10 protein-coding genes are annotated in these 16,538 nt (G+C 56.2%); 4 read left to right on the top strand and 6 right to left on the bottom strand.

The window, feature by feature from the left end; translation table 11 throughout:
- Positions 1 to 108: 108 nt before the first annotated feature.
- Positions 109 to 243 (top strand): hypothetical protein, encoded by a 135-nt coding sequence (locus tag OHL13_RS04185; RefSeq protein ID WP_263408853.1) that lies wholly within the window; start codon positions 109 to 111, stop codon positions 241 to 243.
- Positions 244 to 323: 80 nt separating this feature from the next.
- On the opposite strand, the gene OHL13_RS04180 is transcribed toward OHL13_RS04185, so the two are convergent.
- The 4 genes from OHL13_RS04180 to OHL13_RS04165 all read right to left on the bottom strand — a co-directional run bounded on the left by OHL13_RS04180 (position 324) and on the right by OHL13_RS04165 (position 7,974).
- Positions 324 to 2,720: a hypothetical protein gene (locus OHL13_RS04180; protein WP_263408852.1), complete on the bottom strand. Its 2,397-nt coding sequence runs from the start codon at positions 2,718 to 2,720 to the stop codon at positions 324 to 326.
- 74 nt (positions 2,721 to 2,794) lie between these two features.
- Entirely contained in the window at positions 2,795 to 5,908 is a 3,114-nt protein-coding gene (locus OHL13_RS04175) for a TonB-dependent receptor (RefSeq protein WP_263408851.1), read from the bottom strand.
- 99 nt (positions 5,909 to 6,007) lie between these two features.
- Positions 6,008 to 7,168, bottom strand: coding sequence for an anti-sigma factor (locus tag OHL13_RS04170; RefSeq protein WP_399255278.1), 1,161 nt, complete (start codon positions 7,166 to 7,168; stop codon positions 6,008 to 6,010).
- A 137-nt stretch (positions 7,169 to 7,305) separates the two neighbouring features.
- Positions 7,306 to 7,974 carry an RNA polymerase sigma factor gene (locus OHL13_RS04165; RefSeq protein WP_263408849.1) on the bottom strand — a complete coding sequence of 223 codons (669 nt, stop codon included), beginning with the start codon at positions 7,972 to 7,974 and terminating at the stop codon, positions 7,306 to 7,308.
- Between the two features lie 211 nt (positions 7,975 to 8,185).
- Here OHL13_RS04165 and OHL13_RS18685 point away from each other — a divergent pair, with 211 nt between their 5' ends.
- From OHL13_RS18685 to OHL13_RS04160, 3 genes are all read left to right on the top strand, one after another.
- Positions 8,186 to 8,428: a helix-turn-helix domain-containing protein gene (locus tag OHL13_RS18685; protein ID WP_399255188.1), complete on the top strand. Its 243-nt coding sequence runs from the start codon at positions 8,186 to 8,188 to the stop codon at positions 8,426 to 8,428.
- A 567-nt stretch (positions 8,429 to 8,995) separates the two neighbouring features.
- The gene (locus OHL13_RS18680) at positions 8,996 to 9,346 is read left to right on the top strand and encodes a helix-turn-helix domain-containing protein (RefSeq protein WP_399255187.1); all 351 of its coding nucleotides are present in this window, start codon (positions 8,996 to 8,998) and stop codon (positions 9,344 to 9,346) included.
- Complete coding sequence (locus tag OHL13_RS04160; RefSeq protein ID WP_263408848.1) at positions 9,346 to 10,602, top strand: type II toxin-antitoxin system HipA family toxin; 1,257 nt, start codon at positions 9,346 to 9,348, stop codon at positions 10,600 to 10,602. The genes OHL13_RS18680 and OHL13_RS04160 overlap by 1 nt, the downstream gene beginning before the upstream one ends.
- Before the next feature lie 355 nt (positions 10,603 to 10,957).
- On the opposite strand, the gene OHL13_RS04155 is transcribed toward OHL13_RS04160, so the two are convergent.
- Complete coding sequence (locus OHL13_RS04155; RefSeq protein WP_263408847.1) at positions 10,958 to 13,345, bottom strand: hypothetical protein; 2,388 nt, start codon at positions 13,343 to 13,345, stop codon at positions 10,958 to 10,960.
- Positions 13,346 to 13,418: 73 nt separating this feature from the next.
- Entirely contained in the window at positions 13,419 to 16,538 is a 3,120-nt protein-coding gene (locus OHL13_RS04150) for a TonB-dependent receptor (protein WP_263408846.1), read from the bottom strand.

The following is a 16,538-nucleotide window of genomic DNA, read 5'->3' as shown; positions in this document are numbered from 1 at the left end:
TGCTCCAACCGAGTTTGGCCGCGTTGGTAGGGCCATCAAGTCCGGGCGGACAGATCGGAGACGATCTGAATCGCACGGAAATTCGAAACAAAAGAGAGGAACCATCTTATGCGTTACGTTTGTCCGCAAATCACCGGTACTTTCCGTGCTGTCTCTGCGATCAAGAATCAGAAAGGCGCAGGGCAGCAAGAGATGGGCAGCGTCTTCTTCACCAATGGTCCTGCCTACCAAGCCGACGAGTAGGCCGATCAAGATGTGCTCTTGACGATCAACCAGTCCGGTCTTTCGGTGCGTCTTACCGAAGGACCGGATCGTTCTTTCCATTACTCGATTCCCATACCAGAGCGATCCCGTTTCAAGGACTCCTTTAGCATGTGCCAGCGCTCGTACTGCGCTCGCTTTCGAGGCGCGGGATCTTCATACCCTTGCATCCAAAAGCGAAGCCAATCGATGTTGCCCTGCTGCGACTCCAATCGTTCGAGCGGTCTCTGGTGGATATGGGTTCCTGCCGGGAAATAAATCATATCGACAGGTTTGTGTTGCATCGCGAGGGAGGCATACAGTTCCCACTCTTGCAGGATTGAGGAAGGGTTGATGGCTTCGATGCGAACAGGAGTCTGCACTTGATCAAGGTGAAAGCCCGGGGCGTCCTCGACCCACTTTTGCAAGCCGGCAGCAAATGGACTCGTTCCTCGAATCGTATCCATCTGTTCATGCGTGACCGGCGGCCCCGGCCCAAAGATCAAATATTGCATGTAGCTGTTATCCAGTCCGTCAGCGATCGTCGCTGCCCGGAAGAGTTGAGGAGCCTTGATGAGTGCGTTGATGACATACCAGCAAGTCCAGCTAAAGCCGACGACGCCGACGTTGCTCGCATCGACCAGCCCGGCGTCGGATAGGCTTTTGATGGCACTTCGATAGGCTTCAAGGTGAACCTTGGGGTCCTCTTCGGAAAGAACGCTTGGTCTCTTTCTGATCTGTAACACCATGAAGCCCGCGCTCGCGAGCTGCCTTGCCGCGAATGCGGTCGGGTCCGTTCCATCGGTAAGGAATTGGTTTTCGTGAAATTGATACATCTGGATCACGAGAGGATAGCGTTGGCCTGCGACGTACGACACAGGCTTCACAAGTCCACCCGTCCAACCGCTGCCTGATTCATCCTTCCAGTGATAGACACTCGCTTCGCCGAGGTTCACATGTTGCAGTTGAGGATTGGGGTCCCAAATCTGACGCGCCGCTCCTGTGTTCGGATCTTTCGCCCAGAGGGTGGGTCTTTCATTAAGGCCCTGCTTGACGAATACTCTGGGCGGCGTTTTCGATCCAGAATGTGTTCTGGGAGCGCCGAATGTGAGCGGCTTCGTATCCATGACCGGCCCCTCTGCGACAGGTTTCCAGTCCTTGCCCTGGAGCACATATGTCTTCACCACGTACTGTGCTCCTCCCGTCCGGAGCAGGACTTGGGCCTCGTCCCGGTTGTGGCCAAACGAAACATCGTCCACATGAACAGAAGTCGACGTGGCGTGTTTCGTTTCAAAGAAGAGACAGCGCGGCTTGAGGTTCGGCAGATCAACACTGGCCACCGCGCATGGTTCAGGATGTTGCTCGGAAGCGTTGGCCTCGTCTGGCGCCTGCGGATAGAAGGTGTTGGTGACCAGCACTCGGCTGCTGTCGTCAGCCCATGCTGCGTTGTTACTATCGGCAAAATAGCCAAGGATCCAGGCATTGGGGCTATCAAGAAGTGGAGTGAGCTTGCCGGTCGCTAGGTCGATCAATGAATATCGTCGCGGGCGAAGAGGGTTATTGGCTTTGACAAGGTCAGGATCGTTGCTACTCAGTCGCCGATGTTCGAAGGAAGGGGCTGGATCATACTGCCTCCAGTGGTCGGGAACAGATTCCGCCGGTGCAGTTAAAAGCACATAGCGTCGATCCGGCGATACGCGAAACGGAAGGAAGTGCAGCAGCGTGGACAGTTCCGCAACTGAGAAGCCAGGGACGTGGTGCGGCACCGTCTTGCTTTCGTTCTTCTCGAAGAAAGACAGGGTGAACCTTTCCGGTTCATAAGATGCCATCTGCCCTGGGAACAGAATATTGATGAGACGGGACCCGGTTACGTCCAGTGCGTCTGCATTGAGGATGGTGCCCCGCTCTGGGATCGTGAGGCCAATTCGGGCAGACGTGTAGACGACTCTACTGTTCGTCATGTCGAACTGGTTGACACTGAAGGTCTCGGGTGTCAGACGATGGAACCCACTCCCATCGGTGTTTGCCCGATACAGTTGATAGGCGCCCCTGAGACTTTCGCCTCTGAAATAGAGGAGTTTTCCATTTGCTGACCAGCGAAGATCCTTGATCACTGGTGCGTACGGTACCGTCTGTTCGTGGTGCGGAAACGACGCGATGGTTGCGACGAGGCGAGGCTGGATGGACTTCTGAAGCGGATCACGCAGAAGGCGTTGTATGTCAGAGACTGCAAAGACAGAGATCCTCGACTCGATCCGGTTCGAGTCGAGCAGGCCCCTCGTCGTTACAACCGCGATGTGCCTTCCATCCGGTGACATACTGGCGCTCTTCGCCGCTGCATCGCTTTCCTCTGGAGAGGGGTCGCTGAAGCGGACCATTGCAATGTCATCGACGACAGAAAACGCACGCTGCTGCGAAAGTGCGGAGTAGATAGGCCACACGAGAGACAACATGAGAACGCAGAAAGGCGATGCTTTCATCGAAAGCCTCCATCGCTCGGGGAGCGTAGGTTCGTGGAGAGTGAGGAACTATCGTCGATTTGGCAAGCGGGGCGCTAGAAGACCAACTTCACGGCGAACTGCATGGAGCGAGCGCCGCCCTGTTGATATTGCGAGGCCACTGTGCCGAGACTTGCATTCAGCATCTTTGTCGCCTGGCCAAATGTGGCGCTAGTGTAGGTGGGGTCGACATAGCCAAAGCTCGGATGGTTCAACAAATTGAAGGTCTCCGCTCGGAAGCGCAATACGACTGGATCATGGAGTCTGATTTCACGCCTAGCTGCCAGGTTGAGTTGATTGGAACCGAAGCCTCGGACAAAGTTGCGCGGCGCGTTGCCCGAGGTCCCTGATGCCGGCAAGCTGAAGGCGGCTTTATTCAGCGCTCGCCCTCCAGGATATTGCGGCCCTGACAGGAATGTCGGACGTCCATCCACCATGTTCAAGCCACCAGCGTATTGGCTTCCCGTCGTCGGATCAGTGATGAGGTTTCCGCCAAGCGTTACTGGGAAAGCGCTGCGTGTGCTGGCCCGGAGATCAAGCGCCCAGTCATTCAATACCGAGCGGAGCAACGGATGTCGCGCGACCGTTGGGAGTTCCCAACTCAGGCCACCTTGGAAGTTGTTGCGGACATCGAAGTCCGCGTTGCCACGTTGCAGCGGCAACGCACTTGCATTCGATCCGAAGTCGAGAGCGTGTGACCACGTATACGAAGCAAGCGCCTGAACGCCTTTCGTCACAGACCGCTGGAACTGGACCTGGAGAGATTGATAGCTTGAGGACAGCCCGGTTCTAAAGTATTGGATAGCACCGAAGTTCGCGTTCAGTGCCGTCAAGTTCTTCTGTTGAAGCCCCATGAGGCGTCTGCCATTCGCACCAATATAAGAGATCGTCAGCGATTGGTTTGCTCCCAGCGCTTGTTGCAGGCTGAGATTCCATTGCAAGGTATACGGCAGTTGAAGATGCTCTGGAAACGCTGTAATCGTTGCCGACGTATAGGGGGCGGTCACCGTGACCGGAATGTCGAGTTGGCTCGGCGTGAATGGGACCTGAGCTCCCGTCTGGATTTTGTTCGCCCGAAACCCGAGGCCGCTATAGCCCTGCGTTGCGACCTCATTCGGAGAGTCAAAAAACACTCCGCCACCCGCTCTCACAATGGTTTCGGCACCGGGTTGCGTGTGCGCCGTCCATGCCAAGCCGAGCCGCGGCGCAAAGTTATACCAGCCGGTCTTCCATAATGGAGTACCGCGCGGAGCTACGGTGAGAGAGCTTGGATCATTGATGTTGCCTCGGAGGGTATACGCATCCTTTCCGTGCTCTTCGGTCGGCGGTGGATTCAATTCCCAACGCAATCCCAGGGAAAGATTGAGCCGCGGATGCAGCCGCCATTCGTCTTGCACAAAAACACCCGTCTGATGGAAGCGAGGAGTCGCTGGCAAGAAGCGGACGACAAGCGGAGTACTCGGTGCGCCGCTGAGGATTTGTTGCGTCGTCGAGAAGACGGTGTAGGGCTCCATGTCGGGAGGCGAGATTGGCGATTTGATATGACGATCGTCGACACCAATTTTGAAGCGGTGCGTTTGATTGAGGACGCTCAACGTGTTGACCAGATTCCACTGCCGTCCAGCATTCCGTGCGTTGTACTCGGACAGAAGCGGAGACCCAATTCCGGAGATCGAGAAGATGACGACAGGCAGGACTTGACGGTACGATCCTGCACCCATCGCCGCTGCCAGATCAGTTGGCGTAGCTCCTCCGAAGTTATCCAATGTTCCAGTTTGGGTGGAGTCGGAGCGAGCATACCCAAGTCTGAATTCGTTCGTGAAGCGATCGGAGAGTTGGCTGCTGGCGCCCAAGGTATAGGTCTGTGCGTTGCTTGTTGTGTTCGCAAGAGCAAAATTCGGCCTGCTCTTCGTGGAACTGGGGGTATTGCCGACCCGGAAGAAAAGGGTCAACTTCGAACCCAACGTGTGGTCGATCCGAATGCTGGTCGAGTCGATGGAGCTTGGGAGAGAAAACGGGGCGATGAATTGTGCAAGGCTCGGGTTGGCCGACGACCCGTAGTCGAGACCGTTCGGTAACGGAAACGCATTGAGGATGGGGCGCATGGCAGCGACTGCCTGCTGTCTCATGAAGAAATCGGGAACATACTGGATCGTCGCGGCCGTGGGTTGCTTGAGCCGAAGTCCTTCATAGGAGGCGAAGAAGAAGCTGCGGTCCCTCCCGTCATATAACGACGGAATCAGGATGGGACCGCCTAACGTGCCACCGAAGTCATTTTGGCGTACAGCGGGAGTGGGTTTACCGTAATACTTGTTGAACCAGTCGTTGGCGTCGAAGAAGTTGTTGCGGAGATAGTTAAAAGCGCTCCCGTGGAGCACGTTTGTCCCGGAGCGCGTCACAAGAGAGAACTGCCCGCCGGGTGACCTCCCGTAGGCAGCGGAATATGTGGAACTCTGGACGCGGAACTCCTGGAGTGCATCGACTGAAATCATGCTCTGCGTCGTGCCGAGGGCGGTAGAGCCTGCGAGGGCGCCTCCGGTGGAAGGTCCAGCGACACCCCCGGCATTACCAGAACTGATGTTCGCCGTGACACCATCCACGGTGTAGTAATTGGATTGCGTTCGCTGCCCATTGACGCTGAAATCGCCGCCCGTCCCTACCACCTGCGACGTGCTCTGCGGGCTCTGCGTCACGATCCCCGGCGTCATGGAGATCAGGTCTTGGAAACTCCTTCCATTCAGAGGAAGGTTCTCTACGAACTTTCTGTCCACGACCGTAGATACTGAAGCGTCGGTTGTGTTCATGACAGGCGATGCGGAATCAACGGTTACACTCTCGGACGTCGCTCCGACCGGCAGAACGAAGTTGAGCGCGACGGCGCTCTGAACATTCAGGATGACATCGGCTTTGATGATGGTCTTGAATCCGGTCTTCGATACCTGGACGTGGTAGTGGCCAGGGGGAAGAATCGGAACCAGATACATGCCAACGCTGTTGGTCTTCGAGGAGTAAACAACTCCTGTCGCATCGTTCTGGATGACGACATTGGCATCGAGAATGAGCTTGCCCGATGGATCGGCGACACCGCCACTGATCGTCGCGTTTGTCGACTGAGATAGGGCAAGGCCAGAGGTGAGACACAGACCAAGAGAAAGAATGCAACGCTTCATGGAAAGGCGCTCCGAAGGGGCGGAAGTGAGGGGTACACTCCGTCTACAACTGACCGCACCGATGTGTACCAAACTTTCTTGTGTCGCACTCCCTGTCGATTATGGATGATTCGGATTGATTTGCAGATAGGCGCGAAGAAGCTGTTTGCCTGTTGGCTTGCCGCTCCCGCCCGGGGGTTCCACAGTGACAAAGACCATATTGAGGCGGGCAAGCGTCTTCGCATCGCTGCATCGCACGACCCAGCGCTGATGGCTGTCGTCCTGATAAAACAGACCGAGGCTTACCGGCTGACGGTCCGTTCCGCTGCCCCATGCCTGGAAATTTACGGAGCGTCCTAGTCCCTGTTGCTTTTCTAAGTCGAACCCGTAAAAGACCAATGACCGATTCTGGGTGTAGAAGATGCGGCCAAACGGCTTGGCGGTCTTGCCGCTCTCGGTCGTGTCGTAGATATCGGCGATATACAGATTGCGTGCGCCTACAACATCGCGAATGTCCCGGTCGTGCGCGAGGAAGTCTTTGTCGAGCGCAAGCATTCGCTCCCTGTCGTTGAGTGTGCTCTTGGTTTCGTCGAGCGACACGTTCAGAGCATGCACCTTTGTTTCCAGGGCAGCGACTTGTACCGCTTGTTGCTCCGCCTTGGAATCGGCAGATCGCAGCTTCTCCTGCAACGCTTGCATGCCCGCTTGGGCATTCGCGAGTTGCCGCGTCAGCTCGTCTTTCTCAGACGCAAGCTGTTCGCGCTGGGCCTGTTCCTTCTGAAGGAGCTGTTGCAAGACCGCCGAGGCAGAGCTGGATTTTGCCGACTGGCTTGCCAGATCACGAATCTGCTGCTGGAGCCCTGCGACTTCGTTCGCATCGCGCTGCAGTACAGGCGACTCCTCCGTGTTACTGCGTGGTGCCGCCTGTGGCGCCGGGAGTTGCCCGGTCGTGGTGGAAGCTGACGGCTCCCGTCTCCCCACTCCTTTCCCTCGAATGAAGTGCGCACTGGCAAACGCTACAAGGACCAGGACGCCGGCAGCGAATGTGCCACTCAGGATGCGCCAGGGGGTGACCTTAGAGCCCCGGGATGGCTGGGGCCTTGGAACGGCATCTAACCGGTTCATCAGGCGTCGCTCGGCATCGTCCAGGGAGGCCGCGGATTCTCGTGGTCCATTGGCGGACTCGGCAGCCGATGCGGCCATCGCGGGGATCACTTCGTGTGCGACGAGCCTGTACTCCTCGAAGGTGCGACGGCAGGAGTCGCAATAGGCCATGTGCACCTGCAGCAAGGCCCACTCCTCGTCCGTGATTTCTCCGGAGTAGAAGAGAGCACAGAGTGCGACGAACTCATCATGCAAAAGAGGATTCACCGGTTCGGTTCCCTTTGCGCTGCGAATGTCCAACCAATTCTCTCACTCTACCCACGCTTTTTCGGAAAGAGGTTGGAGCGGAGGGTGTCCAATGCGCGGTAGTAGTGATGTCGAACATTGCCGATGGCCTGGCCGCTCTGCTCTGCGATCTCACGGAGGGTGTACCCCTCGAAGAAGTGCAGGTGTAGGGTTTGTTGCTGGGTTGGCGATAGCTGGTCTGCAAGTCTACCGAGGATGGCTTGGCCATCGATCCGATCCGTTGAGGGCTGCGTGGTGCTTTGCTCGATGTGCTGCTCGTCGAAGACTTCCACGCCGCTCCCTTGGCGGAGGCTCAAGAACTTTCGCCGGTTAAAGGCGCGGTGATACGTAATCTGCATGATCCACGACACTGCCGAAGATTTCTGGGCGTCGTAAAGCTGTGCGCGCTCAAACAGGTACAGGAACACGTCCTGGCGAAGGTCGTCCGCTTCCACCTCATCGCGCAATATCCGCCTTGCGACGTTCAAGACGGAGCGGCCGTGCCGCTGAAAGAGCACACCGAGGGCCGCCTTGTCTCCTTTCCCTACCGCTTCAATCAGTTTTTCATCTGAGAGCGACGAGGAAGTATCTGTCCACACATCGACAGCAGGGGGCATACACGCAGGCATATGCTCCTGGGAGACATCCGCAGGTTCGGCTAGTGATTGCAATATGTTGAGGGTCGCTTCAGAGCTCATCTGCAGCCTCGGGACGCCTGGGATGAGAAAAAACGATAGTGATTACGGGAGGAGGGTGAAGCTCCAGAGGGACGAGACATTGGCATAGCTCAGAAGCATGAGCCTGATAGGCAACCTGTAAGTTCGAGAATGAGCAGATTTGCAACATCAATTCCTGCTTTATGAACTCCGAGATCATTTTCTATGCCGCTGATTGTTCCGACACTTGATTGTGTCCAAACTTCAAACTCAACTTGGTGCAAGGATCAGGGAGCTACGCGACTCCACAGGGTTGAGCCGTGAAGAATACTCTGCACGCGTACATCTTAGCGCTCGCCGTATTGCAACCTTGGAATTGGGAAACGGCTGGCCTAAAGCGGACACACTGGAGCGTATCGCTCGGTCTTTCAACGTCCAAGTGCGAGACCTCTTCGACTTCTCCTCTTCGCGTCTGATACCACGCAAGCCGCTCTGAGGATTTAGAGAACATGCTCCCTTCCTTGACAGCACGGGGATTTCAACAGTTTCGTGAACTATAGCATCATATTTTATGATCTCCAAGATCATTTTATAAGACGCCTAAGATCGGCACGCTAAAGGGATGCTCGATCTGAGGCTTATGCTAGGTCTGCGATTGGAAGAATTGCGAAATTGGGCACACTTAACGCGCGATGAGCTTGCCAAACGGACCGCACTTGATTCTCGACGGACTGGGCTTGATCCTCGGCAAATTGCCGACTACGAACTATACGGCGTGTGGCCCGAACCTGAAAACTTAGAGCTTCTCTGTGTTGGCCTCGGCGTTGAGGTACGTGATGCGTTCGATTTCACAGAGCAGCGAATCCGGAGCATGTTCCCTCTTGAAGAACGTTTCGCAAAGAGAGGCGTTGTCCGTTCCGATAGAGGCCGGACACGCCATCTGCCCAAGAGAGATCCAGAACAGAGTTCTTGAACACCAGTGTCTGGCAATCAGGAAGCCGGTCCCGCTAACGTTTATTATTATGAACAAATATTAGACTTTGTGTCTATAATAATAGACGTTATGGGGAAAACCACTCCAGTGCTTGTTCCGCGCGTATCCCGGCTGCTCAGTGAATTGGGAGGTCGGCTCAAGCTTGCCCGTTTGCGGAGAAAATACTCAGCAGAAACCGTAGCCCAACGGGCTGGCATTACGCGTACGACCCTCTGGAAAGCAGAACAAGGCGACCCAGGCGTCGCTTTGGGGGTGTACGCCCGTGTCATGCAGGTGCTCCGTCTCGAAGAGGACCTCGCCCTGTTAGCTGTCGACGATGAACTTGGCCGCAAGCTGCAGGACGCTGAAATTACTCCCAAGTTGCGGTCCCCGAAGCGGCCTGTCTCAAAAAAGTCGGATGAAATGGAAGGACAAAAGTGATGGCAGGTCTCGATTCCATCGAAGTCCACGTCGATCTGGAAACGGCGCCGGAACCGGAGTTGATGGGCATGCTTCACCGGCAAAGAAGCGGCAAAGGAGAGCTGTTTTCCTTCGAGTACGCCAAGAGTTGGATGGCGCGCGCGGAGGCATTTGCCTTTGATCCTGATCTGCAACTCGGTAGCGGCCATCAGTATCCCTCTGGCGATCGAACCAACTTTGGCATCTTTACCGACTCATCCCCCGATCGTTGGGGGCGTCTCCTCATGCAACGGCGGGAGAACGCGCGCGCGCGCCGGGAGGGAGCGCGTCCACGGACTCTTACGGAATGGGATTTTCTTTTAGGCGTTCACGACGAGACAAGACTGGGCGCGCTCCGCTTCAGATTCCCCGAAGGGCCTTTTGTCGATAGCGACGAGAGATTTGCGGCTCCTCCTTTGACCTCGCTGAGGGAGTTGCAGGCTGTCAGTCTTCAGTTCGAGGAACACATCAACGAGCAGGATCATCCGGAGTATGAAAAATGGCTAGGACAGCTCATTGCCCCCGGTAGCTCACTCGGTGGAGCACGTCCAAAAGCATCTGTCCGTGATGAGGAAGGGACACTCTGCATCGCCAAGTTTCCGAGCCGACAAGACCTCCGCGATATCGGCGCATGGGAACTGGTTGCCAACTCCCTGGCTCGCGAAGCCGGTATTCAGGTACCCGACGCTCGACCGCTCCATTTTCCGGAAAGCCCCTACACGACATTTCTCGTGAAGCGTTTTGACCGCACGCACCATGGACGCCGTCGCGGGTTTGTCTCGGCCATGACATTAACCCAACACAAAGACGGAGAGGACGGCGCCAGCTACCTTGAGCTCGTTGAACTGTTGCAACAGCGTGGTGCACAAACGCTTGCTGATTGTGAGCAGTTGTTCCGACGGGTACTCTTCAATATCCGCATTCACAACACAGACGACCATCTGCGCAATCATGGCTTCTTCATCGATGCACGAGGCATTGCTCTCTCACCTGCCTATGATCTCAACCCTTCCGTCGAACGAGATTATCTCTCCCTCTCCATCGATGAGACGGAAGCAACATGCGATGTCGCGATCGCAATGGAAGCCTTCAAAAGCTACGGGATCACCGCTGCGCAAGCCAAAGCTGCGCTGCATGACGTCGAAGCTGCAGTCTCCAATTGGAGACTAGAAGCAAAAGCACTTGGTATCTCAAAAGATGAACTGGATTTGATGGCCGCGGCGTTCGACGAGAGCTAAGGCGCATCGCGGCACCTCCTTCCGAAATCGCACAATAAGCGGATCCATGGATAGAATGCGTGCCATCCCTCCAAAGCTGCCGTCAAGTGAGTTCGTGGTTTGTCCATAGACGCCGGGAGACGTTATCCAAATCCGGCGCGGGCCGCTTAATTATCCAACCGAGACTCCTCGGTACTTTCAGTGCCACGTCGACCATCAAGAGTGTCAAAATCGCACCCAACTCGGAGGTCAGCAGCAACCTCATGACGAACGGTGCCGCATATCAGGCAGACGAGTAGACCAACCCAGTCGCATGGCCAGCCCCAGCCTTTTCCGGATTCCCGGAGAGGCTGGGCTTTTTTCAGGAAGCAATCGGTTACGGTGAAGAAGTGGCGGGTTGAGTTGTGATCGGCCCACGATCCAATGCTCGCCACCGTTGATATTGAGCCCGTTTTTCTGGATCGGGGTCTTCATAGCCTTGCAGCCAGAAACGAAACCAGTCCACATTTCCTTGTTGCGATTCCAGTCTTTCCAGTGGTTTCTGATGGATATGAGTCCCATGCGGGAAGTAGATCAGATCGACGGGTTTCTTCTGCATGCGGAGAGAGGCGTACAGCTCCCACTCCTGCAGGACCGAGCCTGGATTGATCGCCTCGATGCGGACGGGGGATCGGACCTGATTGAGATGGAAACCTGGCGCCTCGTCGATCCACTTTTGGAGTCCGTCTCCAAAGGGACTCGTCTCCCGGATACGTTCCATCTGGCGAAGAATGGAGTGGGCTCCCACGCCAAACAACAGGTATTGCAGGTAGCTATTGTCCAGCCCATCGGCTATCGTCGCCGCTGCGAAAAGATTCGGATCCTTGATCAGGGCATTGATGGCATACCAACAGGTCCAGCTGAATCCCACCACTCCAACTCGACTACGATCGATCATTCCAGCCGCATCCAACGTTGCAATGGCGCTGCGATAGCCCTCCAGATGGACCTGGGGATCGGCTTCCGTCAGCGTGTCCGGCTTCTTCTTGATCTGCAAAACAATGAACCCTACGCTGGCGAGATGTCTCGCCGCAAACGCGGTTGGGTAAAGCCCGTCGGTCAAAAATTCGCCTTCCACATAGGAGTACATCTGCACGACAAGGGGATACCTCTTTCCTGCCTCGTAGCCTACGGGTTTTACGAGTATGCCGGACCATGCTCGGCCAGTTTTATCCTGCCATTCATACCGTGACGCTTCTCCGAAACGCATTCGGCTCAGTTGGGGGTTGGGGTCCCATAGTTTTAGGGACTTCCCAGTTCGCGCGCTGGACGCCCAAAGGGTCGGCGGATCGTTGAGGGTCTGTCGAACAGTCACTTCGAGATCGCAACTCACGGTCGTGGTGCGTTGAACCGAGACCGCAGATTCACAGTTCTCGCCACTCACGGTACTCGATGCGATGAGACGCCACACGTTTTCGCGCAAACGATACTGCTGTATCACTTGCTCGTGCACGCCTCGCTTCAATGTAACTGTGGCCTGGTCGCTCGTGGAGCCGAAGGACACGGCAAGCACATGCAAGGCAAATGGGTCGAGGTCCCCCGTCTCGAAGAAGAGGCACTGAGCTTTGAGCGTTGGCAGATCGAAGCTTGCAACCGCGCAGGGCCTTGTTATGTCAGACCCATCGGGCTCCTCCAGTTTAAGGAATGTATTTGTCGCCAGGACTCGCTTCTCGTCCGCAGCCCACGTGACGGAGCTGTTATCGAGGTAGTACGCAAGGCTACGAGCCGCAGGAGCGTCCGCGAGCGGTGTGCTTTTTCCCGTCACGAGGTCTATCAACGTCAACTGTTCGGGCCGCGCCAGATTGTCGGCGCTCGTAAGGCGACCGTCTACGCTCTCGGACAGGCGCAAATGTTCGAAGCCGTTTGCCGGGGCATAGCGCTTCCATGCATCAGGCACGCTCAAGACAGGAGAAAGAGCAATGAGCTTTGTCTGCGTGGGGGATAGCACAAACGGAAACAGGGATGAGAGGTAGGTCATATCCCGGTCCGAATAGCCCGGGACCGATCTCGCACTCCAGTGGGCATTTGCGTAGCGCAGAGTCGAAATCGTAAATGTCTCGGGCGTCAACGTGGTCAGCTGATCTGGAAGGATCAGATCCTGAATCCGCGAGCCAGTCGCTACCAGGGCGTCGGAATTGATCGCGTTACTGGGTCGAACACGCTTTTCCGGAAAGATCGACGCTTTGTATACGATCGTGTTTCTCACAACGTCAAAGCGGTCCACACTCTGATTTACGGGCGTGAGGGCTTGCAAATCCCTCCGGTCCAACCTTGCTTCATAGATCCGATAGGCACCCGATACGCTTTCCCCTCGAAAGTAGATACTCTTTCCATCCGAAGACCACCGAAGATCCTTGATCACGGGTGCATACGCGGTTGTCTGTTCGCGGTGAGGATACGAGATGATCGAGGCAATGACGCGCGGCAGGAGCCGCGCCCGTGTTCCTCTAAGAAAGGTCGATACATCCCTGAGCCGGTAGACCCATAGATCGGATTCGATCCTGTCTGATGCGAGAAGGCCTTTCGTCGTGACAAGCGCGACGTACTCGCCATTTGGAGAGGGTGTTGCCTTCTCACTGCCCGCGACGCCAGGATCAGAGCGTGGCTCACTGAAACGCACCATGGCGATATCGTCCTTGACGGAGAACGAGTGATCTTGACCTCTGGCAGGCAGGAGGGAAAGTGCGACCAGGCTGATCCCAACGAGACGCAAACGTAGCTTCATCTTCAACTCCATGGGGGTTGTGAGCAGGACGGAGAGTCAGCTTTTAGTTCGAAGAGGAGGTAGTGCTCTCATGTCAAAATGTGAGCTTCAGCGCAAACTGCATTGAGCGGGCTCCACCTTGTTGATACTGCGACGCAACGGTTCCAAGACTCGCATTCAGCATCTTCATCGCCTGGCCAAAGGTGGCGTCTGTGTAGGTCGAGTCAACGAATCCAAAGTTCGGATGGTTGAGCAGATTGAATGTCTCCGCGCGAAAATGAACGACCACGCCATCATGGAGCTGGAAGTCGCGCCGGAGGGCCAGATTGACCTGCGTCATACCGAAACCTCGCACGAAGTTGCGTGGAGCGTCTCCGGCGGAACCGGCGACCGGAAGACTGAACGCGGCCTTGTTGATGGAGCGGCCTCCGGGATACTGCGCCCCGTAGAGATAGATCGGGATGCCTGGGACTACATTCAGCCCGCCGGCGTACTGGCTACCCGTGGCCACATTGGTTGTAAGCGCTCCGCCAAGCGTTACGGGAAATGCAGAGCGGGTACTCAGTCGCGCATCCGCTCCCCAGTTGCTCAAGAAGATCGCAACGGGTCTCCGACCGTGGACATCGGGGAGTTCCCAACTGACCCCACCCTGCAGATTGTTGCGAACGTCGAAGTCCGCATTCCCTCGCAGTAGCGGCAGAGCATTCGCATTGGAGCCGAAATCCAGCGTGTGAGACCAAGTGTAGGACCCGAGCGCCTGGACACCCTTCACCACCGAGCGCTGAAACTTCACCTGCAGCGACTGATAGTTCGAAGTAAGCCCTGAAGCAAAGTACTGCACGGTCCCGAAGTTGGGGTTGAGCTTCGCGAGCGCTTTTTGTTGCACTCCAGTCAGCCGCCGTCCTTCTGCCGCAACATAGGAGACTGTGAACGATTGATTCTTTCCAAGCGCCTGCTGCAAACTGACGTTCCACTGCAACGTGTAGGGCAACTGGAGATGGGAAGGAAACGCGGTGATAGTCCCGCTGTTGTAGGGTCCAGTCACCCTAATCGGAACGACGAGTTGGTTCGCGGTAAACGGAATCTGCGCACCGGACTGAAGTTGAAACGATCGAAATCCAAGACCGCTATAACCGAGGGTCGCAACTTCATTGGCGGAGTCGAAGAATACACCGGCTCCCACACGAAGGACTGTTTCAGCTCCCGGTTGATCGTGTGCCGTCCAAGCCAAGCCCAACCGCGGCGCAAAGTTATACCAGGTGGTCTTCCACAACGGAGTCCCCCGCGGTGCAAGCGCGAGTGAAGCGGGATCATTGATATCGCCCAACAACGTATAGGCATCTTGACCGTGTTGCTCTGTTGGCGGAGGATTTAGCTCCCAGCGAAGTCCTCCAGAAAGGTGAAGCTGCGGCAACAGACGCCATTCGTCCTGCGCGAACACGGCGGCCTGGTGGAAGAGAGGCGTAGCGGGAACGAAGTTATAGACATACGGAAGGCTTGGTACACCACTCAAAACCTCCTGCGTGCTGAGAAAGATGGCATACGGTTCCACTGTCGGTGGAGCAATCGGTGACTTGATGTGGCGGTAGTCGAAACCAAACTTGAGCGCGTGAACTCCCTTCAGCAGGCTGACCGTGTTTACGGCGTTCCACTGGCGGCTCGAATTCCGTCCGTTGTACGGGGTCATCAGCGGTGATCCGATTCCTGCGATGGAGATTGTGATCACCGGCTGCGCCTGGGGATAGGCTCCGGCACCCATCGCCCCTGCCAGATCGATTGGAGTGGCTCCTCCGAAGGTGTCCAATACCCCAACCTGTGTGGAATCGGAGCGTGCATATCCAAGTCGGAACTCGTTGGTCAGTTGATCTGAGAATTGGACGGTTGCTCCTAAGGTGTAGCTCTGTGCATTGATACTCGTGGTTGTCCGAGCGAAGTATGGCCTCGCGCCGGTAGAACTGGGCGTGTTGCCGATGCGGAAGAACAGCGCGACTTTAGGACGCAGCGTATGGTCGATCCGGACACTGGTCGAGTTGATCGTGCTGGGCAGTGAGAACGTCGTGATGAACTGCGCCAGGTTTGGATTCGCGGCCGTCCCGTAATCGACTCCGTTGGGAAGCGGAAAGGCATTCAAGATGGGGCGCATGGCAGCAACTGCCTGCTGTCGCATGAATCTGTCCGGAACATACTGGATGGTCGCGGCGGTGGGTTGCGTCAGACGAAGCCCTTCATACGAGGCAAAGAAAAAGCTCTTACTCCGACCGCTGTAAAGATGAGGGATCCAAACCGGGCCTCCGACTGTACCGCCGAAATCGTTCTGGCGCAGAGCCGGTGTTGCCTTGCCGTAATGCGCGTTGAACCAATCATTGGCATCGAAAACGTTATTGCGGAGATAGTCGAAGGCGCTTCCGTGGAGGAAGTTGGTGCCGGAGCGGGTTCCGAGAGAAAACTGCCCTCCGGGTGATCTGCCAAATTCAGCGGAGTACGTTGAGCTTTGAACGCGAAACTCCTGCAGCGCGTCAACCGATATCAGTGTCTGCGTCGTTCCGAGAGCCGTCGATCCTCCGAGCGCTCCCCCGGAGGCAGCTGCTCCTACGCCACCGCCGTTGCCCGAGCCGGTATTCGCTGTCACGCCATCGACGGTGTAGTAGTTCGACTGCGTCCGCTGCCCATTCACGCTGAAGTCGCCACCGGTACCTACAACCTGACTAGAGCTCTGCGGGCTCTGCGTCACGATTCCAGGCGTCATCGAGATCAGGTCTTGGAAACTTCTTCCGTTCAGAGGAAGGTTCTCTATGAACTTCCTGTCTACGACGGTGGATACAGAAGCGTCGGTCGTATTCATGACAGGCGAGGCTGAATCGACGGTAACCTCCTGCTGGGTGCCTCCCACCTTGAGTTGCACGTCGAAGACGAGCGTCTGCCCGACACTAACCGTCAATGGTGAGCTCGATACCGTGCTAAAGCCGGATGCTTGCACATAGACCTGATATACACCCGGCTGAATAAACGGCGCTGTATAGAGACCGGTCTGATTCGTTTTGACCTTCCGCTCTACGCCAGTCGCCTGGTTAAAGATACGAACTTCGGCTTCGGGCACGACCCGTTGCTGGGGATCGGTGACTCGTCCCTGAAACTGTGCGGTCTGGGCAACCGAAGTCAGACTGAGCGAACTGGCAAAGAGTACAGCAAGGGTACAGCGAATGATCCATCGCAT

Source organism: Terriglobus tenax (genome assembly GCF_025685395.1).
Lineage (GTDB): Bacteria > Acidobacteriota > Terriglobia > Terriglobales > Acidobacteriaceae > Terriglobus > Terriglobus tenax.
This window is presented reverse-complemented; position numbering and strand designations above follow the sequence as displayed.